We start from the raw sequence: 26986 nt of genomic DNA on the forward strand, positions 1-26986 counted from the left end.
TAGCTGAGTAGAACAGCCATGCTGCCTATAATTGTACAATACCATGTTTGACTGCATACATCGCCATTGTAACCCTTGTCTTTACATTTAACTTCTGAAATAATGCCTCTCTGTAACCATCAATAGTTTTAGGGCTCAGATTCATTTTATCCGCAATCTGCTGATATGTCATTTCTGTAGTAGACAGTTTCAGGAATTCCCTTTCATTTTCCGACAGATACAAGGCGGAAGCATTCGACTTTGTGTTGCCCATAAGATTCTGATTCAGTACTTCCGTAGCTATTTCCGAGTAGTAAAAACCGTTACTGGCAATTGCTTCCAATGCCTGGTTCATATCTTCCACCTCGATATCTTTTGACAGATATCCTTTCACACCTAACCGCAACATACGCAGAATGGATTTCTCCGATTCTACCATTGAAACGATGAGCACCTTTATGGAAGGGTGTGTGCGCTGTAGCCAGTCCACCGCCTCATATCCATCCATATCGGGCATATCAATGTCCATGAGAATGATATCCGGAAAAGGGGGCTGCATCATTTTTTCTTTCAGGTCGTTTCCGTTCTCTGCTTCAAAGAGGATATGATACTTCTGCTGCGGGTCTCCCATACTAATGAGTTTAATGAGACCTTTCCGGAATAGATTATGGTCATCGACGAGGGCGATATTTATTTTAGGGCTGGCATTTTTCATACAGCAAATGTTTTAAGTATTTGTGGATGCGGGATATTGATGGTAACGGTTGTGCCATTGCCAGTACGACTGGAAATATCAAATTCAGCATTGATCAGCATTGCTCTTTTGCGCATATTCAGCAGACCTGTGCTTTGTTTTTCACCGCTTTGTTTCACTGCTTTATCTACATCAAATCCTTCTCCATTGTCGGAGATGGTAAGGATAAAGTTATCGGCAGAGAATGACAGGTTAGATATTACTTTTGAAGCCTTTGCATATTTTACAACATTGTTCAATACCTCCTGGCAAAGGCGGAACAGGATGATCTCATGTTCGGGCTGCATTCTGTATTCTTCTCCTGTTTTCGTGATGCTGACATCATATCGGCCGGTTTTGGCGAGCCTGTTCAATTCGTTTTGTAGTGCCTGTACAAATCCGATGTGAATGATATGATCCGTATTCAGGTTAGCACTTAATGCTTTCAGTTCACTCATCAGCTGTTTGGCCAGCGACTTGGTTTCAAGAATGTTCTCACGCTGTTCGACAGGGCTCTTAGGCAATATCTCTGACAGGTTAATGTTGATGAGTGATACCAGGTGACTGAAGTTTGCATGTAGCTCTTTCGAAATGTGATTGAGTGTTTGTTCCTGAATAGCTAGTTTCGACTGTAACAATACATGGTTAAATGCTTCTCTCATTTCGATCAGCTCCTGTTGATGTCGGAATTTTTTCTTCTGATAGAGAAACAAGAAATAAATAATGGCTGCACTGAGACTTAACACCAGTATAGTTGATATAATGATCGTCAGAGCGGTTGCGGATGTTGAGGCTTGCATAAAAAACTGATTAAGTAACAGATGCACATTAAGAAATTAAAGGTGTCGTTGATAAATAGGAATGAAAGGGCCAGCGGGGAGTGGTACATATTCAGGAAGCCGAACATGACCAGGAACGGCAGTGATGCTGTCTGGTACAGGAATGTGCCCAGCGTCATCCATATCATGGGCTCCTTATGCAGCACAATGATATAGGGGTCCTGCAGCAATTGTCTGAAATAATAAAGGCATAGTGTAATGATAGTTACATGTGATGTGATCACGGTGTAAGTGTTGGATTGAAACGGACCCTGAATGAAGAAGTAGTTAATTAGGCCAAACAGTATTAATATGGGTGCAGAAACTGCTATCATTCTTTTTATCCGCGGATTATGTAATAGTAGATAATAGATCGCCTGTAGTAACACAAGACGCACTGTTATAAAAAGATTGTAGATCCATAAGTTATTCTTTGAATAGTCCCAGCCAAATAGATTATGCAGCCTGATGATCCAGAAGTTGGCCAGGGCTTCTGTCAGCAGGGATACCATGACCAGTACCCCAAATAACTTATATTGCTTAGGCCATTTAGGCCCGAAAGTTTTCAGGCTTAAAATGGCGCTAAGCAATAAAGGGTACAAATAGAGATATTCATATCTCAGGAATCGCTGCATTCAATAGAATTAGGTGACGTTATTGGGAAAACTCTTCATCACAGCGCGGCGGACAAGGGATACCCATATTGAAATCCCGGATATCCTCACCCGGATCTTCACCAGGGAATAAAATGATCTCTTTTTCAACAGATGAACGCTCAGAAAAGTTTGGTTCTTTCTCAAGTATCACATTCGCATGGGTAGTCACATTGCCTATTTGTTTTTCTCTTGTGGTGACAAATAACAAACAGGTTTGTCCTGCGAACTGATGTCCTTCCTCATAGGTACCGAAATATACCCTGATACCATCTCCGCCGGCAAATTCGATTTCTTCCAGCAGCTTTGTGAAGTGTTCTTTTGAATACCAGATAGAACGGGTGTCGGGTTTACCTGCAGACTGACTTAACAGGGAGTGTTTGTTCTTCTGAAATCTCGAAATTCTTTCTGCGGTGGTTTTTTGACCTACATAAAAAAATGGTAGAGGTTTTACAGTAACGTGCTGTTGCATAATTAGATTTTTAGGTGTAGTGAAAAAAGGGGCGTAAACTGTTTACACTACGAAACTATCACATCGGCAGTCATAAAAAATCAATCTAAGACAAATACCGGAAAAATCCTGCCTTGCCTGGGGAATTATCCGGAAGATAGTCAAAAAGGGGATTTTTCCCCCTTATAACAGGTTTTTTCCGCCAAATCTGCAAGGCATCTTTGTCTGGTCAACCAAAGACACCCTGACAAATCCCAATGAAAATATATAGGCATGAGAAAAGCATTAGTAGTCGGCATTGATGACTATCCCGGAAGTGCAAAGCTGAAAGGCTGCATTAATGACGCAAGAACAGTAGCAGAACTGTTGGATAAGAATGCGGACGGCTCTCCGAATTTCGAAGTAAAACTCTTTATTACTGTTAAGACAAAGGCGGAACTGAAGGCTGTCATCCTGGACACCTTCAACGACAGCGATGACGACGTCAGTCTTTTTTATTTCTCGGGCCACGGTAATATCAATGACACTGGTGGTTATATAGTGACGCCTGATTATTCCCGTCACGATGTTGGTATTTCTATGGATGAGCTGTTGAAAATGGTTGGCTTGTCCAGGGCGCGGCATAAGATAGTGATCCTTGACTGTTGTCATGCCGGTGCTATGGGAACCCCGGCCTTACTGGGTAACAGTGCGGCCTTTCTCGAACAGGGTATTATTATTCTGGCTTCAAGCCGTAGTACAGAATCTTCTGTAGAGAGTAACGGGCAGGGGGTGTTTACCAGTCTGCTGATAGATGCGTTGAGGGGTGGGGCTGCGGATATAGGCGGAGAGGTGACGCCGGGCAATATATATAGTTATATTGACAGGGCACTGGGTAGCTGGAAACAGCGGCCGGTGTTTAAGGCGAATATTGTACGTTCTGTTAATCTGCGCAAAGTTAACCCGCCAGTTTCACTTTATGAGCTCAGAAAGATCAGGGAATATTTTCCGGACGTAGATGAAGATTTTCCACTGGACCCCAGTTATGAATACACAACGCAAACACCCAACGAAGAGAATATCAATACGTTCAAGATATTAAGAAGAATGCAGCTGATAGGACTGATAGAACCGGTAGGGGAGGAATACATGTACTGGGCAGCTGTGAGAAGTAAAAGTTGCCGGTTGACTGCGCTGGGTGCTTACTACTGGAAATTGGTCAGAGACGGAAGGATATAATACCAGCATACACCAAATCCCATACACCATGAACCGGGCGTTTAAATATGATGTAGCCATTTCTGTTGCAGAGGAAGACAAACCTGTCGCTGATCTGATAGCGGCGGAATTAAAGAAAAGGCGTGTCCGTTATTACTACTATGTTGAGAATAAAGCAGAAAGCTGGGGGAGGCATATCATTGATCTTACTATAGATACCTATGGCCGGCAGGCAAGGTTTGTCCTGATGATTACCAGTGCTGTGTTTGTGCATAAGTACTGGTCCAACCTGGAGAAACTTATCGCACTGGCGAAAACAAGAGAAGGCCTTCCGCATATTCTTCAGTTAAGGCTGGATGATACATCCATTGATGGTATATCAAAGCATGTGGTGTACCAGGATTGGAAAAATAATCCAGCGGAGATTGCGGATATGCTAAAAGAGAAGATCAGGGTACAGAAGAGGATTGTGCATCGTAAGAGGGGATTTATGACCGCAGGGATAGGAAGTACATTAGCAATGACATTGGGTTTATATGGTTTTTTAACTCCAGGTATACGTCGGCAAGTATTCCCTCTGCGTCCGATAGAACAACGATTAGTGACGGGGCCGGGCATTGATTCCTTCTATATCAGTAATACTGAAGTGACCATTGGGGAGTACCGAAAGTATTGTGATAGCAGCAGGCAGCAATTTCCCGTTCAGTCGCCCGGTGTGAAGGATAACGCTCCGGTAAGTAATGTTACATGGAACGAAGCCATGGCATTTTGTAAATCCAGGGGCGGCCGCCTACCCACGGAAAAGGAATGGGAATATGCGGCAGGAGCCGGCCTTGCAGTCAAGTACAGTGGTGGGAACAGCGCGAAGGATGTAGCGAACTATGGCGCGAAAAAACAGAATACAGTCGGTCTGAGGGCCCCCAACGCCTTTAACATTTATGATATGACCGGCAATGTGGCCGAATGGTGTGATGACTGGTCCGATTCCTCACGTCAATGTAAGATAGTCAAAGGAGGCGCTTACAATAGCCGTATTTCTCCTGTAAATGAATTACTGATCACATCCCGCTCCATGGTGAATCCTGACGAAAGGCAACCTACGATCGGCTTTAGAGTGGCCTGGAGCAAATAATAAAACTCCAATAATATGAAGAATCCCAAATTTGAACTTTTCTCCGGCATTGGAAAGCATGATTTCTTCTTCAATCTGAAAGCGGGTAATGGAGAAAAAATCCTGGGGAGTGAAAGCTATACTTCAAAGCATGCTGCTGTGCATAGCATTGCCGCTGTCAAGAGAAATGCCCCCTACTACAAGCAATATGAAAGACGATTTAATATTGACAGAGACAGTTACACTTTTGTATTGAAAGCTGAAAATGGAGAAATCGTTGGTCGCAGTGAGACCTATCCCTCTGCCTATAGCCGTGATGAGGGGATTGAAGCCGTAAGACGGAATGCCCCTGAGGCACCTACTGAAGATCTGACCTGATTGGTGAATAAGAGAATGCAATACCGGCAAAGTCAGATCTTGATGTTTTGTTTGTGGTGCTTTGCCGGTCCTATTTATCCCTTATCCTGGTATTTGTGAATGTCTTATTATCCTTTCGTCCATTGTTTGATCCCAATAAGTGGCTTACTGGGCTTTCTCCGCAATCATCTTCGCCAACACTCCATCTTCCGGCGCCGCATACCGCTCTCCCAGAAACGCCTTCACTACCTCGATCTTCCCATTAATATGCTCGTTGAACAACGACAGTTCTTCCGCCGGTACCCATAATTCATTATGCATGCCGCTTCCTACATGCTGGATCTCATATCTTTCCAGGAATGCACTATCTACTGCGAATCGTGTCACGATACCACAATAACCGGATGCTTCATCATTGGTATTCCATTCCAATGCGATCTGCTCCGCATATGGCTGATTCAACACCGGATAAAATATAGGCTGCCATGACAATCTGGGAGGAAACTGTGTAAAGCCCGTCGCTGCAATGAGTGCCAGTTCTTTCAAGCCGGTCGGACGGTAAACAAGAGTTGTATTCATATGTAAATTCAATGTATAGTAAAGGGTTGAATACAAGTTACAGCATCTAAATAAAATTCTCTATTTTAGTATAGAGCATATAAAATAGCTACAAATGAAAGAGAAAGTGTCAGTTACGGATACGGGGATCCAATCTTCCGGCCTCCCGAAAGACTACATGGAGGCTGTGGCGGAATATATCTGGAACGGCTTTGATGCAGCCGCGTCTATGATAGATATACATTTTGAATCTAATGAGATCGATACTATTCATAATTTATCCATAACTGATAATGGTTCCGGTATAGACTATGAGCTTTTAAAAGAAACTTTCGGCCATTTTAATGATTCCATTAAAAAGGCCTCTTTTCAGAAATCATCTTCCTTCATTAAGGGGAACAAGGGCCGTGGGCGTTTTTCTTTCTCCGCATTCAGTGGAAAAGCTGTCTGGCATACTGTGTATAGGAACAGTCATACAGGCAATATAATGGAATATGGGATTACCATCACCGGTAATTCGAAAGACTTCTACGAGCCGGAAGGCATGAAGAAAACAGTCAAAAAGTCAACAGGTACAACGGTCACTTTTTACGATCTTTTTGAGGTCTCCGGATTCTCTTTCCAGTCCGATGAATTTAAGAGCTTCCTCATCCGGGAATTTGGCTGGTTCCTGATGCTGAACAGAGAGAAGGACTATCAGATCCGTATCAATGGTATAGCACTGGATTATACCGAAGCTATTGCTGAAAATGATACGACTACCCTTCACCTGAAAGATGCGGACGGTACGGACTACTATTTCAGGGTGACCTTTGTAAGGTGGGCAGAAAGGATAGGAGATAAGTTCTTCTTTTATTTCCTTAACTCCGGGCAGTCAGAGGTATTTAAGGAACTGACATCTTTCAACAATAATGCGATCGGCTTCTATCATAGTGTATACGTAGAATCAAGGTATTTTGATGCATTCAATCCCGGTGATACAGAACTGACGCAGAATATGTTTGAGAGAACAAAACAGCATGCCGTGTTCCGTGAGCTAACAGAGCAGCTGCATATCGAAGTCCGGGATAAACAGAAAGCATTCCTGAAAGGAGAAGCCGCAGCCCGGCTACTGAATGTCTATGAAAAGAATGGCATCCTGCCGGACACCGGTAATAGAAAGGAGCTAAAGCGATTCCTGAAAACAATCTTCTCTGCGGAACCCAGGCTATTCCAAAGCCTGAATAAAGAACAACAGCGGGTATATATAGGGATGATAGATATTTTATTGCAAGCCGGTAAAAAAGAAGAAATACAAACACTGATCAACCAGCAAACGGAAGTTAGCTGATCAGTTTAGCGATCGTGTAAGCAGCCGCTGCCGCGAGGATACCGGTAAAGGCCACTTTTAGTGTACCTTTGAGCAGTGGTTGCGCTGTTACCCGGGATTTGAAATAACCGAATACCACAAGTGCGAGGATCGTAATGATACAAGACCAGTAAAACCCAAGCTGGTTATCAGTAAAGATGAGATAGGGCGCCAATGGTATCACCCCGCCTGCCATGTAAGCCAGTGCAATGGTAATAGCAGATTGATAAGCCCTGTTTTTATCTGGTTTATCCAGTCCCAGCTCAAAGCGCATCATGAAATCAACCCATTTATCCTTATCCTGACTGATCTGTGCTGTCACCTGCCTGCTTAGTGCCGCATCTACACCCATTGACATAAATATCTCCTCCACTTCTTTTCGTTCGATATCAGGCACTTTTTCTATCTCATCATATTCCCGCTTCAGCTCCGCATCATAGTGCTCTATTTCGGTCTGTCCCGCGAGGAACCCACCTAATCCCATAGAAATACAGCCAGCAGCTATTTCGGATAATCCGGATACAATGATCAGGTGATTCGTATCCAGCACTCCACTCAGGCCAGCAGTGAGGGCAAAAGGCACTGTCAGTCCGTCAGACATACCAATGATAATATCCCTCACAATATTTGAACTGGTAACGTGTGTTTCCTGATGCATAGATTTCTCTTTTATCTAAAAATATTAAATTTCATTACTCCATTTAAACTCTTCTTTCTTGATCTTCCAGATGAAGCCGTCCAGAATATAGTGCGTGATCTGTGGCAATGCCAGCAGGGGAACGATAATATTAAGCAGCTGCTGACTCACATCTAAAGCAGGCAGATGCGCTGTGCCAAAAACTGTTGCATGTTCCTGCCATACGGTCATATCCCAGAGGCCTTCTTCAATAAAGGCAAACAGGAATATCAGCAGCAAAAATATCACCACGCCGTAACGGCTGAATACCATTCGCAAAAAGGTACCGCTCTTCTGTGGGTCTTTATATTGTTTCTGACCATACAGCCAGATCAGAGCCATATAGGGAATACCATGACTTACTACATTCAACAGGGTGAAAGCCATGTCTCCGTTGAAGTATACAATACCAAAATACCAGGATAACAATGTGCCTGCTATCACCGCATTTTTCGGAATATTGAAGTGCCGTAGTGTACGGGCATTATATATCTCTTTGGTAATGTAAACCGCTACAATTAAAAAATATACACCTCCCAATACATTCCGTAACGCAGCAGAGGGAAAGAATACAAAGTCATTCTCAACAAACCAGTTAAAATTACGTGGACCGCTAAGATGCCAATAAGCCATCGGGTATATAGCAGCCGTGTATACAGTGATCGTATCGATTAACTTACTGATCCTGCTGGCGTTTTCCCGCCGGCTGTAAACACGCATAAAGCCATACTGCTGCCTGATAAAATGATAGACTGCGACATATGCCAATATACGCCAGAATAGTAAGCTACTCATTGAATAGACCACGATACCGCCAATAAAACTGAGTGCTGGTATGATCCACAGCAGGAACCGCTGGTTACTGAGCGCCTGCTTGTCAAAATATGTACGGTACAACGTGCTGTATACATGTGCTACGTCTACCAGCAGTACAAGTATCACCCATCCCGCGTCAGGCATGTTCCTGTCATTCTGAAAGAGGGAGGGGAAGAGCATGATTACCAGCAGACTGAAAAACGGAGGCAACAGTATAAATACACTGTCCGTCCATGGTTTGCCTATCCAGGGTTGTGTGTTCATATCTTACCGGATAATTGTGTCATCACTTTTTTAGCAGCGTTTAATCCCTGGTAAAAGGCCTCTTCAAAGAGACTGTTACCTGCCAGGTCAGTATGTGCGAAGTGTATACGGTCATTGACAGATGCGCCGAGCTCGTGCCTGATATTGCCATGAGCAAGGCCAGGTAGCGGCTTCACCATTGCATGCCCCCAGATCATTATATTGACTTCTTCAATGGACTCTGCCACATCTGGATGCACTTTATTCAGGTCAGCGACGATCATTTTCACCCAGTCCGCATGTGTTCTTTCCAGCGCAGCTTTGCGTTCTTCTACCGGACTTTTATCAGTCAGTGGCAGGTAGTAGGTCAGATTCGTTTTTGTTTTAGCTTGTTCCACCTGTTGATGAGGTGCCTCAACGTAGCCTAGAGAAGGACTGTTATACAGCACATTATCCCAACTGAGGGCATAGCCTGTACGTTCATCCAATTCTTCCGTGCAGATGTTGGCTACCATCCATGGACTATATTGCAGATGCTCATGTACTTTACGGATGCGTGCGTCGTCCTGCAATATTCTTCCTGCTACAAACTGTGGTACAGCAAGTATACACTGGTCCGCATTTATTCTTTTCAGTCTGCTCTCTTTCACATCGAAGTAATCTATAGACAGTTTCCCGTTTTCTTCCTGTATGCGTGCCGCCAGCGCTTCATTCCGGAAGTAGGGTTGTATTTCTTTTTTCAGATGTCCGGCCAGCCAGCCATTACCTTCGGGCCAGGTCAGCACGTCATGATGTTCTGCATTCGTTCCTTTACCTTTTCTGCTGGCGAAGTATTGAATACCCACCCAGGCACTGATCTGGTCATAGGTGGTACCATAGTCATCACGCGTACAGTAATTTACATACCATTGCAAATAGGTAGAATCCCATCCCTGCTGGTTCAACCAGTCCTTCATGGTAATGTTATCCAATGCTGTGAATACCGGATCTTTGCTGGACTTATCCAGTGGTATAGTAAAAGCGTCCTTTCCGTCTGCACCTTTGGCCAGACGGAATGCCTGCATCTTATCAAGGAATTCCTGTATCTGTTTCTTTTCCGGATCGGGCACACCAAATACCGGTACTAACCCTTCCTGCCATTGCCCGTTGATATAAAGTCTTTCTTCAGGATCAAAGCAGATATGGTAGTCATTATAGGTAGGTAATGGAGCGTCGGGAGCACTGGTGATAACACCACATTCCCGCATGAAGTCCGCGTATTCGGTCAGGTCGTTATTGGGAATAGGCACATAGTGTGCACCCCAGGGATAACCGGAAATATCATTCTTTCCACAGGCAGCATTGCCCCCCATTTCTTTTTCAAGGTCCAGTATCACTATATCCGTAACACCCTGCCGATGCAGGTAACGGGCTGCTGATAATCCGCTGATCCCACCGCCTATGATCACAACCGCATGTTCCGATGTGACTGCAGGCGCCGCAAATTTCTTGTCGCGTAACAGGTGTCCCGTATGTGAACTGGCTCCTATCACACGGCCCTTTATAACCCGCTGCTGCTGGCAGGCCGGTAAAAAACTGCTCACTACCGTGAGTCCTGCTATAGATTGTATAAATGATCTTCTCCGCATCTCTCAACGTTCAAGATATTTTCCCCACTCTTCTTCAAAGTATTTAACCAGTGCCTGGTTATTAAGCTTATTAATATCGAGCAACTGATGTGCTTTCATATCTTCAGGAAAGGTCAGCATCTGTTGCAGCGTAGTAGGATTAAGATATTTCAGGGGAGCCGGAATATGGCTGAACCATTGGTGAGGTTTTTCGGGAGTCGCCATAATGTATCCCCATTCACCGAAGGAAGGAACATAGTTATGGTAAGCGATAGTATGTAAGCCTACTGCTCTCAGCGTAGTATCTACACACCAGAAACTTTTAGGGGCAACATATGGAGAGGTACTCTGGATAACGGCAATACCATCAGGACGCAATGCATGCTTCAGTAGCTGATAGAAAGAAGTACTGTATAACTTTCCTATGGAGAAATTTGAAGGATCCGGAAAGTCAACGACGATCGCATCAAATTTTGTCTTGTTATTGCGTAGCCAGGTAAAGGCATCTGCATTCCTGACATGTACTTTCGGGTTCAGCAGGGAAGAATCGTTTAACATGGTCAGCATACGCTGCCTGGAGAAAAGCCGGGTCATGGCAGGGTCAAGATCAACCAGGGTGACCTGCTTAACCGATGGATATTTCAGTATCTCCCTTACAGCCAGTCCATCTCCGCCTCCCAGTACCAATACCTGCTCAGGGTTACTGAGCGAAGAAAAGGTGGGATGTACCAATGCCTCGTGGTACCGGTATTCGTCTGCGGTGCTGAACTGCAGGTTCCCGTTCAGGAAAAGCCGGAGCTCATGTTTGTTCTTGGTAATAACGATTCGCTGATATGGTGTGGAAGTTGAATACACCACATTGTCGTCATAGGTCATCGCTTCACTGTAGCTCATGATCTTTTCAGAAAAAAAGAAGCATACGATTTGCGCAATTAGCAGCAGGATAGCCGTGATCTTAAGCATTCCACCCTGGCGTATCTCTTTAGAAAATTTATAAGCCAGGTACCAGCCTACGCCTACATTCAGAATGCCAAAGAACAGAGAGGTCCTGATCAGTCCGAGGTGAGGTACGAGCAATAGCGGGAATATCAGTGAGGCCAGCAGGGCGCCGATGTAATCAAAGGTAAATACCCGGCTAACAAGTTCCTTAAATTCAACTTTATTCTCCAGGATACGCATGAGCAGTGGTATCTCCAGTCCCACCAGTACGCCCGTGATCAGTACGATGGCATACAGGATGATCCGGAAGGACGCTGCCAGCGGAAATACAATGAATAGCAGGGCGGAACTGAACCCTCCCACCAGTCCTACCAGCAATTCTATCCTGATGAACCACGCCAGCAGGTTTTTGCTGAAGTACTTTGACAGGAAGGAACCTATTCCCATGGAAAACAGGTACACACCGATAATAGTACTGAACTGTGTAATACTGTCACCAAGCAGGTAAGATGCCAGGGTGCCTGCTACCAGTTCATAAATCAATCCACAGGTGGCAATAACAAATACTGCCGTCAATAGCAGCCACTGTGCGCTGTTCTCTTTTCTAGACATTGTTTCTTTTACTTAATGAATAGCCGATGCAATGATGATTGCCATTGCCAGCATAAAGAAGCCGGCGAATACGGCTACCGCCATGTTCTGATTGTCCATGATCTCTTTACGGAGGTTGTGTCGCGGTGTGAGAATTTCAACAAGTACGAAGACAATTACAAGGATACCAATACCGATAAAGGAATACAGAATAGAGTTAGTAAGTGCGTTTTGCATATTAAGTGGTTTGATAGATTATTTATGATAACCGCGTTGACCGGAAGGATTCCATTGTTCCTGTCCGGAGTTAGAAAAGAGGCGCATTCCACGCCTGTCTGAGTACATCAGCAGACCGCCCAGGAATACAACAATGAGAATGAACCAGCGGAACGGATGAAACACGGATTCTTCCTTAAAAGGATTGAATCTGCTCATATCGTTCAGCATGTTAAACCGACCACCGTCGCCCTGCTGGCTAGCCTGCCTGCTGTCCTTCGACAGATTGAACCTTTCAAAAGGTTTATTGTCGTCTAAGTTATTCTGATCCATAATTGAATTTTGAGTAATCACTATTTGCCCAGCGCTTCTTTTCACTGTAATAGGAGGTGATATATTTAAATATTGGCCATAATAACAACAGGCCAATACAAATAAACAGGTTACGCATACTGGTGGCACCAGCGTACGCCGTCACATGATAGGAGCCTACCGGATAAAATCCGCCTTCTCTGGTAGCTGTTAATTTTAACGTATAGTTACCACCGGGCACACTACTTAGATACATTTCTCCGTTCAGGTTACCTTCTGACCAACTTTCTCCGTCTTCCATACCGCTGTAATATTCGATGCCTTTGCTGACCGTGTATTCTGAACCATCGTCCTTATTAACGAGCGTGGCTTCTACTTCTACCCAGGTATTGTTAAGTGAGGAGTTAATGAGCAGTTTGACGGAACTGCTGCTTTGTTCCAGGCGTACATCTTCTATTACCGTTGTTTGTGTATTACTGGAATCAGCGAAATATATCTGTGTGTCGACAAGTTGTTTCTCGGTGGTGCTGCCTGTAGTGAAAAGATGTATCACGATCAGTAGTCCGATAGCAATAAGTACATACTTCAGCATCTGTTTCAGGTTCACATACCCGTTCGGTTGTAATGTGCCGATACCCGTTGACATAGGCATTTTCACATTGTCGCTGAAGGTTGCGGCTATGTCCCTGGCAGGTATATGATGCCCTTTGAACCACGCAATACCTTCTTCCGGACTCTGTTCCCTTGCCCACATAATGGGAGGGGATATAAACTCCCAGCACTGAACGCTGCCGTCATTGAATGGATTCGCAGCAAATTCGCCTACGGCTGATATAACATTATATGAATACTTGTTGAACAGATCGTAGTCTTTTCCTTCATACCGGAATCCTTCGGTATACATATCAGTTGGTACTGGCGTCTTTCCATGTTCTCTCAGGTAGATCCAGTGGCCCTCAAATTCACTCAGAAAAGCGTATCCTTCTGTTTCATGGAATAAGGTATATTCCGTCCAGCGGGCTTTATACTGATTACGTTCCTCCTTCATGATATATCCGAGTACCTTATAAGGAATACCCTTGATCGTACCCACTGATCCCAGTTTGATCACCGGCTTTGGTGTCATGATATTGTGGCCGGCAACTTTTGAGAAGTTGTTTCCATTCTTATATGCATACCTGGTGCCGCAATGGGAGCATGCTACGCTCTGTGCGTAAGGAAAGGAGACGATATGTATACCCTTGCCACATGTACAGTTAAGCATCACACCACGGTTTTCATAGGTGCGTGTATGCGTAAGTGCCAGGGAAGTGAAATCGGTATAATGGACTTCGAATGCAGGTCTTACCTGCGGCCAGTATTCTATAATATGTACAACCTGTCCATTAGGGCTGGAGAAGTCATATGTGATAAAGGTATTGCCACATTCCGGTATATACAGTTCTCCTTCTACATCCCATTTTTTACAATGGTTCTTTCGCAGCAGCATGTACGTCTGCCCATAGAACTGTTTATTATGTCCGGTAGCCAGGTTTTTAATAACGTCGCCGGTAAGTTCCGCAGGCGGCTCTTTGGGCAGGTAGATGGCATACATCCCATATCCCTCTACGAGATAGCCGCCAAGACTCTCCTCCTGGAAGATGATCGTCCAGTAGCTGACCAGTGTTTCTTCCTGCCATACCCTGAAGCGGCCCGTAACCGTAAATTTCTTTCCCTTCCATTGTCCTGCAGTACCTGGTGCAATGACAGTAGCGTTATCTGCAGCTACGATGGTCGGGAATGGCCTTGGCAGGAATGTACCGTTATTCATTCTGTTAATAACAGTACCGCATACACATTCCTTTACGGTTGTGTACGGAGAGGTAAAGTTAACCGCACGGCTACAGTTAGGGCATTGATAGATCGATGAATGCACAGTAATAGGTTTAGCGTTTGAGGTATTGTTCCTGTTCAACAGTCGCGCTGAAATGCTCCTTAATAGCGCTGTAGATCTTATTTACTGTACCATCATTGTTCCGGAGATAATTACTCAGGTATATATCAACGTTAACTTTACCATGCTCTGGCCAGGTATGTATGGAAAGATGACTTTCACTCAGACATACCACACCGGTATAACCGGCAGGGAGAAAATTATGATATACTTCCCCGAGCTTTTGCAGCTGGTGGGTCTCAATTAGGTTTTCTGTCAGCGTTCTGAATGCTTCAAAAGTGTTAAGTAGTTGATGCTCAGTGGTATGCAGGGTCGCAATCAAATGGGTTCCCTTGTTGTAGTGCATAAGTATCCTGGATAATTCACTGCCAAAATACGGAATCCTGACGATTTATACCTGAAAACCGCTATTCCCGGCATTTACATTTTGATCTACTTTTGAGTCCGTAATCAGTACACAACATCACACATGAAACAAAAACCGTCACTTGCCTTTATCGCCACATCATGGCTCGCCTTATTGATAGGAGTGGTTGGGTATATCGTCGGCCTGTGGAATGCAGAGATGTTGCTGGATGAGAAAGGGTATTACTTCACCATACTAATGTATGGGTTATTTGCAGGCGTCTCTGTACAGAAATGTGTAAGGGACCGTCTTGAAGGTGTGCCGGTGACAGATATCTATTATGGTATCAGCTGGGTATCCACCTTACTTTGTATCATTCTGCTGACAGTAGGTTTATGGAATGCGACCTTATTGCCAAGTGAAAAAGGATTCTACGCCTTCGCTTTCCTGTTGAGCATCTTCGGCGCTATCAGCGTGCAGAAGAATACCCGTGATACGCAGGCATTCAAGGCCGGTACCGGAACCATAGACACAACTTCTGAAAGGTAACCCACCCTGATATTGATGGCACGGAAGGACGATGCAGTAATGCCGTACCTGTTCCGGAAAAATTTAAACCATATCTTTTATGAAAAACCAAACGTTGGCTATTATTGCCTACATCACGTTGATTGGATGGATATATAGTTATGTCCGGTACAGGAACAGTCAGCAGAAAAGCCGACTGGTACAATACCACCTTAATCAGGCATTGGGCATTTTTATATTCGCTGGGGTTTTATGGATTGGTATTCAGATCATCTCAGCAATCATCCCTTCAATAGGGGCAATATTAGCGGTTGCCGGCCTTCTTCCATTGGTCTTAATGACCTTTGGTGCTGTTGCAGCATCAAAGGATGTATTGAGCCCTGTCCCCGGAGTTGGAAAATTGTTTGAGAACAGGTTTAGTTTTCTGAACTGATCTGTTGTGGAGTCTATAGCCGTTAAAAGAACTTGACTATATCCTAATACCCTATACTAACTGAAGACGTAAACCGGGAATCCCCGTCCTGGGGGTTCCCGGACTCAGTGTTATTTGTAGATCTCTATTATGATCTTACCATCAGCGGTCACCAGGCCTCTGTACATCCCCTCCGTATTAAAGGGAAGTGCTGCATGCCCCTCTTTGTCCAATGCGATCAATCCACCATTACCACCTAATTTACCTACTTTCTCTATCACAGCCTTCCCTGCTTCCTGTACAGATAAACCTTTATATGCCATCAATGCAGACAGGTCATAGGCAACAACACTGCGAATAAAGAATTCGCCCCAGCCAGTACAGGATACTGCTACCGTATTGTTATTTGCATATGTACCCGCACCAATAATCGGTGCGTCTCCGACACGGCCGTATTTTTTGTTTGTCATACCGCCGGTAGAAGTACCTGCTGCCAGGTTCCCGGCTTTGTCCAGGGCTACCGCACCTACCGTACCGAACTTGTTGTCAATGTTTTCTATACCGAGTTTACCTGCCGGCTGATAGCTATGATCCAGCTTACTCTTAACAGAATCTTCCCGCAGGGCTTTCTGTAATCCATCCCAACGTTCCTGTGTGCGGAAATAAGAGGGATCTACTATTTCCAGTCCTGCCTCTTTGGCAAACTGCTCTGCGCCCCGGCCAACCAGCATCACATGTTCTGATTTTTGCATTACTGCTCTTGCTGCAGTGATCGGATTGCGGATAGTTGAGACACCAGCTACTGATCCCGCTTCCAGTGTTTTGCCATTCATAATGGCAGCATCCATTTCATTGCGGCCGTCATGTGTAAACACGGCCCCTTTACCTGCATTAAAAAGCGGATTATCTTCCAGTACCCTGATAGTTGCTTCTACCGCATCCAGACTGCTCTTCCCTGCCTGAATGGCCTTATATCCTGCCTTCAGGGCATCTTCCAGTCCTGCTTTGTAGGCGGCTTCTTTCTGTGGTGTCATATTCTTTTTCAGGATAGTGCCTGCGCCGCCGTGTATCACCAGTACATATTTTTCCAGGTGGAGGCTGTCTTCACTGTTGATAATTGGGCTGGCCGCTGCCTGTAAGCCACTGCACAGCATCAGTAGCCAGGTGGCTGATCGGAGAAAGGAGATTGTCTTCATGTGGACTAAATTAAAAAATCTGTTTCAGTTGTCAGTGGGACAGTATGGGATACTTTGTTAACGTAGATATTGCAAATTAATAATCCGTTTTTGCGCAAACGTTTCCATACATTTATCGAAATGTGATCCACGATGATGAATAAAAGAATAGCTGTACGGCTTATCGCGCGTTCAATGTTTGTTTGTCTGCTATTGCTCAGTTCCGCTGCACGGAGCCAGGAACGTATTGACCGTTTTTCGCTCGTAGAAAGACATAATGTTGTCAACAGGCAATTCGATTCCCTCTCAGCGCTGACCCTGGGAAATGGTGGTTTTGCCTATACGGTGGATATTACGGGTATGCAGTCATTTCCTGAAGCTTATGGTCAGGGTATTCCATTGGGCACCCAGTCTGAATGGGGATGGCATAGCTTTACGGACACTGCCGGTTATCGCTTTGAGGAAAGTCTGAAGAACTATCATCTGGATAATCGTGACAGGTCCTACGCTGTGCAATGGAATGCGCCGGAAAGAAATAAACAGGCATCTGACTGGTTCCGTCAGAATGTGCACCGTCTGCAGCTGGGCAATATCGGTATGCTTATTACACTAAAAAATGGTCAGACCTGTGGCTTATCAGATATCAAAGAAATTAACCAGACCCTCGACCTCTGGAGTGGTATCATTAAAAGTCATTTTACGGTAGAAGGGCAACCTGTAGACGTATTGACTGTCGTACATCCTGAAGAGGATGTAGTATCAGTTAAAATCTCATCATCGCTGTTGAAAGAAGGCCGCCTTAAGCTACGGGTCCGTTTTCCCTACCCCACCGGTACATTTACGGATGCCGGTGTGAACAGGCAGTTCCCTGAGAAACATTCTTCCCGTATTATAGATTACGACCAGCGTACCTTTACCATGGAACACACGCTGGATAAATACCGCTACTTCCTGAAAGTGTCCGGAACAGAGGCGCTCACTGTCACTCAGCAGCAAAGACATGATCATGTGCTGACGCCCACGACCGCCAATAGTGTCCTTGAATGCAGTTTCCGCTTCAGCGAGCAGCTACCTGCATATCGTAATGTACCTAACTTCGGTACAGTACGCACTTTCAGTGAAGAGCACTGGCAGCATTTCTGGCAGGAGGGGGGCGCTGTTGATTTTTCCGGTAGTACAGATCTCCGGGCCACCGAACTGGAAAGAAGGATCATACTGTCTCAATATCTTATGGCGGTACAATGTGCTGGCAACATACCTCCGCAGGAAACAGGTCTGACATACAACAGCTGGTTTGGAAAACCTCACCTGGAAATGCACTGGTGGCATGCCGTTCATTTTGCGTTGTGGAACCGTCCGGATATGCTGGAGAAGAGTTTACAATGGTACTCCACCGTCGCCGGCAAAGCCGCGGCCATTGCTCAACGACAAGGCTATGAAGGGCTGCGCTGGCAAAAAATGACTGATCCTGCCGGCAATGAAAGCCCCTCTTCCGTAGGAGCATTCCTGCTCTGGCAACAGCCACATTTTATTTACATGACTGAACTGCTTTATCGTCACTATCACGATAAAGGCACCCTTAATAAATATAAAGACCTGGTTTTCGCCACGGCAGATTTCATGGCTTCCTATCCTACCTATGACAGTGTGAAACATCGCTATACACTTGGCCCCGGCATGATTCCCGCCCAGGAACGTTTTAAGCCTGAAAGTACCTTTAACGCTACATTCGAACTGGCTTACTGGCGCTGGGGATTATCCACTGCTCAGGAATGGCGCGTGCGCCTCGGGCTTCCCCGTAACCAGCGCTGGGACAATATACTAGACAGCCTGTCCGTCCTTCCTCAGCAACAGGGCCTCTACATGGCTGCTGAAAGCGCACCGGATTCTTATACTCATCCACCTTACATGACGGACCATCCTGCCGTATTCGGCGCACTGGGTATGCTACCTGCTCGTCCCTATGTAGACTCAGCTGTGATGCGTCAGACCTTTGATAAGATATGGAAGTCCTGGAACTGGCAGGAAACATGGGGTTGGGATTTCCCACTCACCGCGATGACTGCCACCCGCCTCGGTTTGCCCGACAAGGCAATGGACGCCCTCTTCATGCCAGTACAAACTAATACCTGGCTGGCCAACGGTCATAACTATCAGGACAACAGGTTACGTCTGTACCTGCCTGGTAACGGCGGACTCCTGACTGCTATCGCACTGATGTGTGCTGGCTATGATGGATGTAGCCAGGCATTACCCGGCATCCCCGAAAACGGGAAGTGGCGTGTAATGTGGGAAGGATTAAACCCACTGCCATAATAAGATCCTACAGATCATCCACGTATAAAAACTATAAAAAATGAAGATGCATCTTTTTGTAGCTGGGGCCTTGCTGAGTATTGGCAGTTATCTGCCGGTACAGGCACAGCAATCACTACCACCTAAAAAGGAAGTACTGAAAACCCTGACCCTCGCTAACCGTTATTTCATGGAGAAGTGGCCGGATGCCGGCAAACAGATCGTCCTGCATAAGACCTGGCCTTCCAACATCTGGACACGTGCTGTCTATTATGAGGGGCTGATAGAGCTTTATAAGATTGATCCGCAGAAAAGCTACTATGACTATGCAGTGCAATGGGGTGAAAAGCATAACTGGGGCCTCCGTGGGGGAATCATGACGCGCAATGCTGATAATCAGGCCTGCGGCCAGACCTATATCGATCTCTACCTCATCGATAAAAAGAGGGAAGAAAAACGCATCCATGATATCAAAGCGTCCATCGATACCATGATGCATACCGACATGGTAGATGACTGGGACTGGATCGACGCTATTCAGATGGCCATGCCAGTCATGGCACGCCTTGGCAAAATATACAATGACACTGCTTACTTCCGTCGTATGTATGAGATGTATGCATATGCAAAGTTCAAACATGGTACAGCAGGTCTCTATAATACGCAGGAATATCTCTGGTGGCGTGACAAGGACTTTGTTCCCCCCTATAAGGAACCTAATGGTAGCAACTGTTACTGGAGCCGTGGTAACGGTTGGGTATTGGCTGCGCTTGTCAGGACAATGGAACAGCTGCCACAAAGTTCTCCCTACTATAATATCTTCCTGCAGGATTTTAAAGACATGTCTGCTGCTCTCCTGAAGATCCAGCGTCCTGATGGGTTCTGGAATGTGAGTCTGCATGATGCGGATCATTTCGGTGGTAAGGAGCTAACTGGGACCTCGCTGTTTGTATATGGGATGGCATGGGGCGTACGTAAAGGATATCTGGATAAAAAAACTTATCAGCCTGTGATAGCAAAGGCCTGGAATGCGCTGGAGAAAGAGTGTGTACATGATAATGGGATGTTAGGGTATGTGCAAAGTACAGGGAAGCAGCCTTCTGATGGGCAGCCGGTGACGTTTGATAAGATCCCTGATTTTGAGGATTATGGGTTGGGATGTTTCCTTTTGGCAGGAACGGAAGTGTATAAGAGTAAATAATTTCTTTGTATAATGTTGAACGGCCGGGTGTCATAGCCTGGCCGATTATTTTTGGAATGCCTGACATTGTGATAGCCGCGATGATACAGAACTGGTGGATGGACAGAAAAATTCCCGTTTCGAGCAAACAATCCCTGCTATTTATTGCATCTTTAAGCCATTAGCAACCTTCGAAGGAATGCAATTGCGTATGACTGTAAAAAAACTCATCGGTAAAGCTCACCTCTGGCTTGGGTTTGTTTCTGGCCTTGGTGTTTTCATCATCGCCATCACTGGCTGTATCCTGGCGTTTCAACAGGAAATTGAATCTGTTACAAAGCCTTATATGCATACCGCCAGCAAGCCCGGCGTTACTCCATTGCCACCTTCCACGCTCAAAGCGATTGCCGTAAAAGAAGTGACTGACAAGCTGCCCAACGGGATCAACTATCCCGGAACGGACAAGAGTGTCTCCGTTATGTTCTATGGCTCCGATCCCGATTATTACTACCAGGTTTTCATGGACCCCTATACTGGTAAGGTGATTAAGGTATGGAGCGAGGAAGGGGACTTCTTCCACTTCATATTACATGGACATTATTATTTATGGCTGCCGCCTAAGGTCGGACAACCAGTAGTAGCCTCCGTTACACTTGTCTTCGTAGTGATGCTCATCTCCGGACTGATATTATGGTGGCCAAAAAACAAAGCAGCAGCTAAACAAAGATTTACAGTGAAGTGGGATGCCAGGTGGAAAAGAGTGAACTATGACCTGCATAATGTGTTCGGTTTTTATATCATCGCCATTGGACTATTGCTGGCTACCACGGGACTGGTTTGGGGGTTCGAATGGTTCAGTAAGGGCCTTTATTTTGCGACGTCGGGAGGAACAACACTGCCTGCATATGCACCGCCATTATCCGATTCTACTAAAGCAGCTAAATACAGCGAACCGGAAGATCAGGTATGGCAGCAACTGGCTACCAGGGCGCCACAGGGTGCTGCTATCAGTGTAAGTTTTGTGACCGGGAATACGGAAGCGATCGCAGCTTCTGTGAATTACAGACCCGGTACGTACTATAAAATGGATAACTATCACTTCGACCGGAATACGCTGGCAGTATTGCCTGCAGAAGGGCCTTATATGGGAGAATATGCCAAAACTAAGTTTGGAGATAAACTGCGGCAGATGAACTACGATATACATGTGGGTGCAATCCTGGGATTGCCAGGTAAGATCATCGTATTTCTGGCCAGTCTGATTTGTGCAAGCCTGCCTGTAACAGGTATCTGTATCTGGTGGGGCAGAAGGCACAAGAAAATTAAAAAGAGTCCCGTTACTAATGTAAAAGTCAGCATGAGCGCCTGATTCAATCCTCTTCAAAAAAATAAGCGTAAAAACTACATTTCAAGAGAAATAATTTCTATTTTTCAGCAGTGAGGATGTCACTGTGCTGTTGTTTTAATCCACGGGTATCATTATAACACAGGTCTATGAGTCTCAATTATTCTGCTTACTGCAGAGGGAGCCTTCTATTTCCACGTCTTTTACAATTATCATATAAAGCTCCACAAAATCATGAAGAGAATTTTTGGTATCGCCGCCGTACTGCTGTCACAACAGCTCTATGCGCAGCAACAACGGGCGCCCGCTTATCCGCTGATCACACACGATCCCTATTTCAGTGTATGGTCGCCGACGGACAATCTGAATGCCGCTACTACCCGCCATTGGACAGGAACTGAACAGTCTCTGACCGGGTTTGTGAAAGTAGATGGTGTCACATACCGCATATTAGGCGCTCCCGGACATTTGTACCGTGCACTCGCTGCTACTGCCGATGCAACACCTTACAGTGTACAGTATACAGAGAAGGCACCAGCAAAAGGATGGGAAGATCCGGCATTTAGTGATGCAGACTGGAAAACAGGCACTGCGCCATTTGAAAAAGAGCAGAAAACTACAGGCACACCCTGGTTTTCAGATGATATATGGGTACGCAGAACATTCACGGTAGAAGATACCAATGTGGATAACCTGCTGTTGAAGATCAATCATGATGACAACGCAGAAGTTTACCTGAACGGTGAACTGATATATAGCTATGTCGGATGGTTGAATCATATGTCTTACTTCCCGATCAAGGATGAAATAGCAAAGAAACTGCGTAAAGGCACTAATGTACTGGCCATGCATTGTACCAATACCAGGGGTGGCGCTTACCTGGATGGTGGTATAGTTACAGAAATAAAAGATAAATGGGGCGATAAGGTCCAGCTCGCAGAACAAAAGAGTGTGGACTTGTCAGCGACACAGACGGCCTACAATTTCACCTGTGGAAAAATAGATGTAAAACTTACGTTTACATCTCCGTTGCTGCTAAAGGATCTTGATCTGATGTCACGCCCTGTGTCTTACATATCCTATAAAGTGAAGGCCAATGATGGTCATAAACACAAGGTGGAAGTATACTTCGGGGCATCTACCGATCTGGCCGTGAATACAGGAGCACAGGAGGTGACCACCCAGCAATATAATAGTGAAGGATTGTCCATATTGAAAGCTGGCACCGTTGCGCAGCCTATACTCGCTAAGAGAGGAGATGACCTGCGTATTGACTGGGGATATATGTACGTTGCAGTACCTCAGTCAGCCGGTGCAAAACAGTATGTGACCCGGGATGGTCTGGCAGTAGGCACCTTCGCAGGTAAAGGTAAAGCAGAGAAAGTGGACAGAGGCACGCAGCTGGTGCTGAATACCTCTGTATCACTCGGTAAGGTAGATGGTACAGAGAAAGAACAGCTGTTCCTGCTGGGATATGATGACCTCTATGCGATCCAGTATTTTGAGACTAATCTGAAACCGTGGTGGAAAAAAGACGAGAGCTATACCATCGAAAAAGAACTGAAGAAAGCGCAGGATGAATATGCATCTATCATCAGCAGATGTAATGCTTTTGACAGGCAATTGTTTGAAGATACAAAAAAGGCCGGTGGAGAAAACTATGCAAAACTATGTGTACTGGGGTATCGTCAGAGTATCTCTGCGCACAAGCTGGTAAAGAGTCCGCAGGGAGAGATCCTGTTCCTGTCAAAAGAAAACTTCAGTAATGGTTGTATCAACACGGTAGATGTAACCTATCCTTCTGCCCCGTTATATTTAATATACAATCCTGACCTGATGAAGGGCATGCTGACCGGTATTTTCTATTTTAGTGAAAGTGGAAAATATACAAAGCCGTATGCAGCACATGACCTGGGAACTTATCCGCTGGCTAATGGCCAGGCGTATGGTGAAGGCATGCCTGTGGAAGAATCCGGCAACATGATCATTCTGACAGCTGCAATTGCAAAAGCAGAAGGCAATGCTAATTATGCAAAGCAACACTGGAAAACACTCACTACCTGGGCAGAATATCTGTTAAAGGAAGGTTTTGATCCGGCAAACCAGCTTTGTACAGATGACTTTGCAGGGCACATGGCAAGAAATGCAAACCTGTCTGTTAAAGCCATTGTTGGACTGGGTGCCTATGCAATGCTGGCGGACATGCTGGGCGATAAGGTATCGGCGGAGAAATACAGGGCTGCCGCAAAAGGAATGGTACCGAAGTGGATGCAGCTGGCAGACGATGGTGACCACTATACACTGGCATTTGAGCACAAAGGTAGCTGGAGCCAGAAATATAACCTGGTATGGGATAAAGTGCTGGGACTGGACCTGTTCCCCAAGGCAGTTTATGAGAAAGAGATTAAGTATTACCTGGGACGCCAGAAACAATATGGTCTGCCGCTGGATAGCCGTAAAAATTACACTAAATCCGATTGGATAGTATGGACGGCAACGCTGACTGACAAGCCATCTGAGTTCGCTGCACTTATTGATCCGGTGTATAAATATGCACAGGAAACAACCTCCCGTGTACCGATTAGTGACTGGCATGAAACAGAGGATGGTAAAATGGTCGGATTTCAGGCAAGAAGTGTAGTTGGAGGGTATTTTATGCCGCTACTGAACGCGACTATAAAAAAATAATCAAAGAGCCGTATGGCTGAAAGTGAGTGGGGTGGCCTGTCTACAATGGGTCGCCCCATCCTTATTTAAGTGTAGTAATACTACTACAAAAGAATTTCCGGAGCGGTCATATATTTGTATCAGCAACGAAAGAAGCAATACTCCTACTGTCCTAGATAATAAAAAAGGCCCCACCTTTCCCTATAAGAAATTTACTGATGAAACATCTTATTTAAAATATTTATCGCTGTATGTTATTATGACATGCAGTGTCAAGAACTTGGTTTTTATTAGGATATGGTTAGAAAGGGTTGTCATTCTTGACGACCTTTACTTTTTTATACCCCCGTCAGTTCCTGACAAATTTCCCATGATAGTATCAAATAAAAGAGCCCGCAAATATGACTTTGCGAGCTGCTTACTTTTTTGGGTAATGGATGTATGAGGTTCAATAACATGGATGCTTGCCTTGGGTACAATGAATGCCATGGGAGTACAATGAATGAAATTCCGGGGGCAGACAATGAATGTATGGAGTCAAATGGATGAAATCAACAATGGATGATGGGGTAATGGATGAATGGGGTAATGGATGAATGGGGAATGAATAATTCTGGGGGCAAATGGATGAAAAATTAGTTCTCACTGAATTCACTGAAGAAGCGACGCGCAACATGTTTAAATCTGCTCACTGCTTCTTCGTCTTCCAGTTTTATTTCCGGATGATTTGTTGTAGACTGATAATATTTTAAAGCAGCTGAAGCGATGTCCAGACTACCATTTGCATCTGCGGTAGCTTTGATATAACGGCTGTTGCTATGCAGGTAGTGCAGTGCTTTAATGTCAAAGTTTAGAGTGATAATACCGTTTATCATAGTTGTATTCGTTTTATGCTGACTGATATAAAAATTTCGTGCCAAAATAAATTCCTGTAGTGAAATAGCCATTAAAAGCCGTTATATAGGATACTTTATACAGAAGGTGTTGTGCATCTATTCCCCATTTTGTATCTTGACGAGGGAAAAAAAACTATTTCATGCAACTGACCACGTTATTAAAACCCTTACTCACAGGTGTATTGTCATGCACCTTTGTCCTCCATAGCTTTGCCGATGTTCGTTTACCCGCTTTGGTCGGTAGTAACATGGTATTACAGCGTAATAAACCGCTGAATATCTGGGGATGGGCTGATAAGGGAGAAAAGGTAACCGTCTCTTTCCGGAACGGTACCTATAAAACTGTTACCACTGCTGATGGTAAATGGAAAGTACAGCTGCCCGCCCAGACGGCAGGAGGCCCATATTCAATGACAGTTTCCGGGCACAATACAATACAACTGAATAATATCCTGGTAGGAGAGGTCTGGATAGCTTCCGGGCAGTCAAATATGGAAATGCCATTGAATGGTTGGGGAAAAGTACTGAATCATGAACAGGAAGTGAAAGCAGCTGATTATCCGGATATCCGTTTGTTTCAGTTAAAACATACCACCAGTACCAAGCCGCTGGATGATGTCAATCCATGGGATGGTGGCTGGCAGGCATGCTCTCCGCAGAATATTTCTGAGTTCTCCGCAGTAGGTTATTTTTTCGCCCGGGAAATACAGGGACACGAACATATACCCGTGGGGGTAATCCACACATCATGGGGAGGAACTGTGGCTGAAGCGTGGACAAGTGGGGAATCTATTAAAAAGATCCCGGCTTTCGCAGATACAGTAAAGGCATTTGAAAGTCTGCCCTCTCCACAGTCTCCTGCTAACCCCAATAAACCCACACTGCTCTATAACGCGATGATCCATCCATTACTGCCGCTCGCATTCAGAGGCGTGATCTGGTACCAGGGTGAAGGTAATGCAGGAAGAGCTTATCAATACCGGGAAGTATTCCCTACAATGATCAAAGACTGGCGTAAACAATGGCATAATGGCGACTTCCCGTTCTTCTTCGTACAACTGGCCAACTTTACAGAAAAGAAATCACAACCTGGGGAATCTGACTGGGCAGAACTGAGAGAAGCGCAACTGATGACCCTTTCTTTACCTAATACAGGAATGGCTTCTGCTGTAGATATTGGTGATGACAAAGATATTCACCCAAAGAATAAACAGGAAGTAGGCCGCCGTCTCTCTCTTATTGCCAGGGCGAAAGTTTATGGTGAGAAAATACCTTATTCAGGCCCTATCTACCAGTCGAAGCTGATATCTGGTAATAAGGTAATACTGACCTTCAAACATACAGATAATGGCCTTGTAATGAAGAATGGAACTACTTTGAAAGGGTTTGAGGTAGCTGGTGCAGATAAGAAGTTCCATTGGGCACAGGCAACGATCAGTGGTAACCGTGTAATCGTGTCGTGCAGCGAGGTGGCGAAGCCTGTTGCAGTACGTTACAGCTGGGCAAATAATCCTGATGGCAACCTGTATAACGGAGCCGGACTTCCCGCTAGTCCATTCCGTACAGATGACTACCAGGGAATGACCTACGGTAAAAATTAGTCT

Annotated in this window: 26 protein-coding genes; 11 read left to right on the forward strand and 15 right to left on the reverse strand. The window is 45.1% G+C overall.

The annotated features are described in order from the left end of the window. Nucleotides 1-25: 25 nt before the first annotated feature. Genes GWR21_RS23215 through GWR21_RS23230 form a run of 4 tightly spaced genes read right to left on the reverse strand, consistent with a single transcriptional unit; the run spans nt 26 to nt 2655 of the window. A complete protein-coding gene (locus GWR21_RS23215; protein ID WP_162334033.1) occupies nt 26-694 on the reverse strand; it encodes a response regulator in 669 nt (222 codons plus the stop codon). Further along, entirely contained in the window at nt 691-1512 is an 822-nt protein-coding gene (locus tag GWR21_RS23220) for a sensor histidine kinase (protein ID WP_162334034.1), read from the reverse strand. The genes GWR21_RS23215 and GWR21_RS23220 overlap by 4 nt, the downstream gene beginning before the upstream one ends. Continuing rightward, nucleotides 1482-2165 carry a hypothetical protein gene (locus GWR21_RS23225; protein WP_162334035.1) on the reverse strand — a complete coding sequence of 228 codons (684 nt, stop codon included), beginning with the start codon at nt 2163-2165 and terminating at the stop codon, nt 1482-1484. Before GWR21_RS23225 ends, GWR21_RS23220 begins: the two co-directional genes overlap by 31 nt. Before the next feature lie 19 nt (nt 2166-2184). Further along, on the reverse strand, nt 2185-2655 hold the full coding sequence (locus GWR21_RS23230) for a hypothetical protein (protein ID WP_162334036.1): 471 nt from the start codon (nt 2653-2655) through the stop codon (nt 2185-2187). Between the two features lie 252 nt (nt 2656-2907). On the opposite strand from GWR21_RS23230, the gene GWR21_RS23235 reads away from it, so the two are divergent. From GWR21_RS23235 to GWR21_RS23245, 3 genes are read left to right on the forward strand one after another with little or no spacing between them, the layout of a single operon-like run. Then, nucleotides 2908-3852 (forward strand): caspase family protein, encoded by a 945-nt coding sequence (locus tag GWR21_RS23235; RefSeq protein WP_162334037.1) that lies wholly within the window; start codon nt 2908-2910, stop codon nt 3850-3852. 28 nt (nt 3853-3880) lie between these two features. Then, nucleotides 3881-4963, forward strand: coding sequence for an SUMF1/EgtB/PvdO family nonheme iron enzyme (locus GWR21_RS23240; protein WP_162334038.1), 1083 nt, complete (start codon nt 3881-3883; stop codon nt 4961-4963). Nucleotides 4964-4978: 15 nt separating this feature from the next. Next, the gene (locus GWR21_RS23245; protein ID WP_162334039.1) at nt 4979-5320 is read left to right on the forward strand and encodes a YegP family protein; all 342 of its coding nucleotides are present in this window, start codon (nt 4979-4981) and stop codon (nt 5318-5320) included. A gap of 144 nt (nt 5321-5464) precedes the next feature. On the opposite strand, the gene GWR21_RS23250 is transcribed toward GWR21_RS23245, so the two are convergent. Beyond that, nucleotides 5465-5878: an ADP-ribosylation/crystallin J1 gene (locus GWR21_RS23250; protein WP_162334040.1), complete on the reverse strand. Its 414-nt coding sequence runs from the start codon at nt 5876-5878 to the stop codon at nt 5465-5467. Nucleotides 5879-5972: 94 nt separating this feature from the next. Between GWR21_RS23250 and GWR21_RS23255 the strand changes: the two genes are divergently transcribed. Beyond that, complete coding sequence (locus GWR21_RS23255) at nt 5973-7187, forward strand: ATP-binding protein (RefSeq protein WP_162334041.1); 1215 nt, start codon at nt 5973-5975, stop codon at nt 7185-7187. On the opposite strand, the gene GWR21_RS23260 is transcribed toward GWR21_RS23255, so the two are convergent. Genes GWR21_RS23260 through GWR21_RS23295 form a run of 8 tightly spaced genes read right to left on the reverse strand, consistent with a single transcriptional unit; the run spans nt 7180 to nt 14884 of the window. Further along, nucleotides 7180-7863 carry a VIT1/CCC1 transporter family protein gene (locus GWR21_RS23260; protein ID WP_162334042.1) on the reverse strand — a complete coding sequence of 228 codons (684 nt, stop codon included), beginning with the start codon at nt 7861-7863 and terminating at the stop codon, nt 7180-7182. The two genes, GWR21_RS23255 and GWR21_RS23260, sit on opposite strands and share 8 nt — an antisense overlap. A gap of 24 nt (nt 7864-7887) precedes the next feature. Further along, entirely contained in the window at nt 7888-8961 is a 1074-nt protein-coding gene (locus tag GWR21_RS23265; protein WP_162334043.1) for a hypothetical protein, read from the reverse strand. After that, nucleotides 8958-10568, reverse strand: a complete 1611-nt coding sequence (locus tag GWR21_RS23270) for an NAD(P)-binding protein (protein ID WP_162334044.1) — start codon at nt 10566-10568, stop codon at nt 8958-8960. Before GWR21_RS23270 ends, GWR21_RS23265 begins: the two co-directional genes overlap by 4 nt. Nucleotides 10569-10571: 3 nt before the next feature. Further along, a complete protein-coding gene (locus GWR21_RS23275; RefSeq protein ID WP_162334045.1) occupies nt 10572-12098 on the reverse strand; it encodes a polyamine aminopropyltransferase in 1527 nt (508 codons plus the stop codon). A 12-nt stretch (nt 12099-12110) separates the two neighbouring features. Next, nucleotides 12111-12314: a DUF350 domain-containing protein gene (locus GWR21_RS23280; RefSeq protein WP_162334046.1), complete on the reverse strand. Its 204-nt coding sequence runs from the start codon at nt 12312-12314 to the stop codon at nt 12111-12113. A gap of 18 nt (nt 12315-12332) precedes the next feature. Next, nucleotides 12333-12626, reverse strand: a complete 294-nt coding sequence (locus tag GWR21_RS23285; RefSeq protein ID WP_162334047.1) for a hypothetical protein — start codon at nt 12624-12626, stop codon at nt 12333-12335. Next, nucleotides 12613-14520: a DUF4178 domain-containing protein gene (locus tag GWR21_RS23290; RefSeq protein ID WP_162334048.1), complete on the reverse strand. Its 1908-nt coding sequence runs from the start codon at nt 14518-14520 to the stop codon at nt 12613-12615. The genes GWR21_RS23285 and GWR21_RS23290 overlap by 14 nt, the downstream gene beginning before the upstream one ends. Nucleotides 14521-14530: 10 nt before the next feature. After that, nucleotides 14531-14884: an S-adenosylmethionine decarboxylase family protein gene (locus GWR21_RS23295; protein WP_162334049.1), complete on the reverse strand. Its 354-nt coding sequence runs from the start codon at nt 14882-14884 to the stop codon at nt 14531-14533. 123 nt (nt 14885-15007) lie between these two features. Here GWR21_RS23295 and yiaA point away from each other — a divergent pair, with 123 nt between their 5' ends. Both yiaA and GWR21_RS23305 read left to right on the forward strand, forming a co-directional pair. Continuing rightward, nucleotides 15008-15433: an inner membrane protein YiaA gene (yiaA, locus tag GWR21_RS23300; protein ID WP_162334050.1), complete on the forward strand. Its 426-nt coding sequence runs from the start codon at nt 15008-15010 to the stop codon at nt 15431-15433. Nucleotides 15434-15512: 79 nt separating this feature from the next. Then, entirely contained in the window at nt 15513-15845 is a 333-nt protein-coding gene (locus GWR21_RS23305) for a DUF4870 domain-containing protein (protein WP_162334051.1), read from the forward strand. A 110-nt stretch (nt 15846-15955) separates the two neighbouring features. Here GWR21_RS23305 and GWR21_RS23310 read toward each other — a convergent pair whose 3' ends face one another. Further along, the gene (locus tag GWR21_RS23310; protein ID WP_162334052.1) at nt 15956-17020 is read right to left on the reverse strand and encodes an isoaspartyl peptidase/L-asparaginase family protein; all 1065 of its coding nucleotides are present in this window, start codon (nt 17018-17020) and stop codon (nt 15956-15958) included. 132 nt (nt 17021-17152) lie between these two features. Here GWR21_RS23310 and GWR21_RS23315 point away from each other — a divergent pair, with 132 nt between their 5' ends. The 4 genes from GWR21_RS23315 (at nt 17153) to GWR21_RS23330 (ending at nt 24507) form a co-directional block, all read left to right on the forward strand. Continuing rightward, nucleotides 17153-19315: a hypothetical protein gene (locus GWR21_RS23315; RefSeq protein WP_162334053.1), complete on the forward strand. Its 2163-nt coding sequence runs from the start codon at nt 17153-17155 to the stop codon at nt 19313-19315. A gap of 40 nt (nt 19316-19355) precedes the next feature. Next, nucleotides 19356-20495, forward strand: coding sequence for a glycoside hydrolase family 88/105 protein (locus tag GWR21_RS23320; RefSeq protein ID WP_162334054.1), 1140 nt, complete (start codon nt 19356-19358; stop codon nt 20493-20495). A gap of 190 nt (nt 20496-20685) precedes the next feature. Beyond that, nucleotides 20686-21843, forward strand: coding sequence for a PepSY-associated TM helix domain-containing protein (locus tag GWR21_RS23325; protein WP_162334055.1), 1158 nt, complete (start codon nt 20686-20688; stop codon nt 21841-21843). A 210-nt stretch (nt 21844-22053) separates the two neighbouring features. Continuing rightward, entirely contained in the window at nt 22054-24507 is a 2454-nt protein-coding gene (locus tag GWR21_RS23330) for a glutaminase family protein (RefSeq protein WP_162334056.1), read from the forward strand. A 614-nt stretch (nt 24508-25121) separates the two neighbouring features. Here GWR21_RS23330 and GWR21_RS23335 read toward each other — a convergent pair. Beyond that, nucleotides 25122-25361 carry a hypothetical protein gene (locus tag GWR21_RS23335; protein ID WP_162334057.1) on the reverse strand — a complete coding sequence of 80 codons (240 nt, stop codon included), beginning with the start codon at nt 25359-25361 and terminating at the stop codon, nt 25122-25124. A gap of 161 nt (nt 25362-25522) precedes the next feature. Between GWR21_RS23335 and GWR21_RS23340 the strand changes: the two genes are divergently transcribed. After that, entirely contained in the window at nt 25523-26983 is a 1461-nt protein-coding gene (locus GWR21_RS23340) for a sialate O-acetylesterase (RefSeq protein ID WP_162334058.1), read from the forward strand. The last annotated feature ends 3 nt before the right edge of the window (nt 26984-26986 follow it).

It is taken from the genome of Chitinophaga agri (assembly GCF_010093065.1).
Classification (GTDB): Bacteria; Bacteroidota; Bacteroidia; order Chitinophagales; family Chitinophagaceae; genus Chitinophaga; species Chitinophaga agri.

What these genes read in the sequence shown, in the direction of transcription:
- GWR21_RS23285 (WP_162334047.1), bottom strand. Translation starts at nt 12,626, where the DNA reads ATGGATCAGAATAACTTAGACGACAATAAACCTTTTGAAAGGTTCAAT.
- GWR21_RS23325 (WP_162334055.1), top strand. Translation starts at nt 20,686, where the DNA reads ATGACTGTAAAAAAACTCATCGGTAAAGCTCACCTCTGGCTTGGGTTT.
- GWR21_RS23220 (WP_162334034.1), bottom strand. Translation starts at nt 1,512, where the DNA reads ATGCAAGCCTCAACATCCGCAACCGCTCTGACGATCATTATATCAACT.
- GWR21_RS23230 (WP_162334036.1), bottom strand. Translation starts at nt 2,655, where the DNA reads ATGCAACAGCACGTTACTGTAAAACCTCTACCATTTTTTTATGTAGGT.
- GWR21_RS23315 (WP_162334053.1), top strand. Translation starts at nt 17,153, where the DNA reads ATGATGAATAAAAGAATAGCTGTACGGCTTATCGCGCGTTCAATGTTT.
- GWR21_RS23335 (WP_162334057.1), bottom strand. Translation starts at nt 25,361, where the DNA reads ATGATAAACGGTATTATCACTCTAAACTTTGACATTAAAGCACTGCAC.
- GWR21_RS23320 (WP_162334054.1), top strand. Translation starts at nt 19,356, where the DNA reads ATGAAGATGCATCTTTTTGTAGCTGGGGCCTTGCTGAGTATTGGCAGT.
- GWR21_RS23260 (WP_162334042.1), bottom strand. Translation starts at nt 7,863, where the DNA reads ATGCATCAGGAAACACACGTTACCAGTTCAAATATTGTGAGGGATATT.
- GWR21_RS23310 (WP_162334052.1), bottom strand. Translation starts at nt 17,020, where the DNA reads ATGAAGACAATCTCCTTTCTCCGATCAGCCACCTGGCTACTGATGCTG.
- GWR21_RS23270 (WP_162334044.1), bottom strand. Translation starts at nt 10,568, where the DNA reads ATGCGGAGAAGATCATTTATACAATCTATAGCAGGACTCACGGTAGTG.
- GWR21_RS23225 (WP_162334035.1), bottom strand. Translation starts at nt 2,165, where the DNA reads ATGCAGCGATTCCTGAGATATGAATATCTCTATTTGTACCCTTTATTG.
- GWR21_RS23265 (WP_162334043.1), bottom strand. Translation starts at nt 8,961, where the DNA reads ATGAACACACAACCCTGGATAGGCAAACCATGGACGGACAGTGTATTT.
- GWR21_RS23340 (WP_162334058.1), top strand. Translation starts at nt 25,523, where the DNA reads ATGCAACTGACCACGTTATTAAAACCCTTACTCACAGGTGTATTGTCA.
- GWR21_RS23250 (WP_162334040.1), bottom strand. Translation starts at nt 5,878, where the DNA reads ATGAATACAACTCTTGTTTACCGTCCGACCGGCTTGAAAGAACTGGCA.
- GWR21_RS23280 (WP_162334046.1), bottom strand. Translation starts at nt 12,314, where the DNA reads ATGCAAAACGCACTTACTAACTCTATTCTGTATTCCTTTATCGGTATT.
- GWR21_RS23235 (WP_162334037.1), top strand. Translation starts at nt 2,908, where the DNA reads ATGAGAAAAGCATTAGTAGTCGGCATTGATGACTATCCCGGAAGTGCA.
- GWR21_RS23275 (WP_162334045.1), bottom strand. Translation starts at nt 12,098, where the DNA reads ATGTCTAGAAAAGAGAACAGCGCACAGTGGCTGCTATTGACGGCAGTA.
- GWR21_RS23305 (WP_162334051.1), top strand. Translation starts at nt 15,513, where the DNA reads ATGAAAAACCAAACGTTGGCTATTATTGCCTACATCACGTTGATTGGA.
- yiaA (WP_162334050.1), top strand. Translation starts at nt 15,008, where the DNA reads ATGAAACAAAAACCGTCACTTGCCTTTATCGCCACATCATGGCTCGCC.
- GWR21_RS23295 (WP_162334049.1), bottom strand. Translation starts at nt 14,884, where the DNA reads ATGCACTACAACAAGGGAACCCATTTGATTGCGACCCTGCATACCACT.
- GWR21_RS23330 (WP_162334056.1), top strand. Translation starts at nt 22,054, where the DNA reads ATGAAGAGAATTTTTGGTATCGCCGCCGTACTGCTGTCACAACAGCTC.
- GWR21_RS23255 (WP_162334041.1), top strand. Translation starts at nt 5,973, where the DNA reads ATGAAAGAGAAAGTGTCAGTTACGGATACGGGGATCCAATCTTCCGGC.
- GWR21_RS23215 (WP_162334033.1), bottom strand. Translation starts at nt 694, where the DNA reads ATGAAAAATGCCAGCCCTAAAATAAATATCGCCCTCGTCGATGACCAT.
- GWR21_RS23245 (WP_162334039.1), top strand. Translation starts at nt 4,979, where the DNA reads ATGAAGAATCCCAAATTTGAACTTTTCTCCGGCATTGGAAAGCATGAT.
- GWR21_RS23240 (WP_162334038.1), top strand. Translation starts at nt 3,881, where the DNA reads ATGAACCGGGCGTTTAAATATGATGTAGCCATTTCTGTTGCAGAGGAA.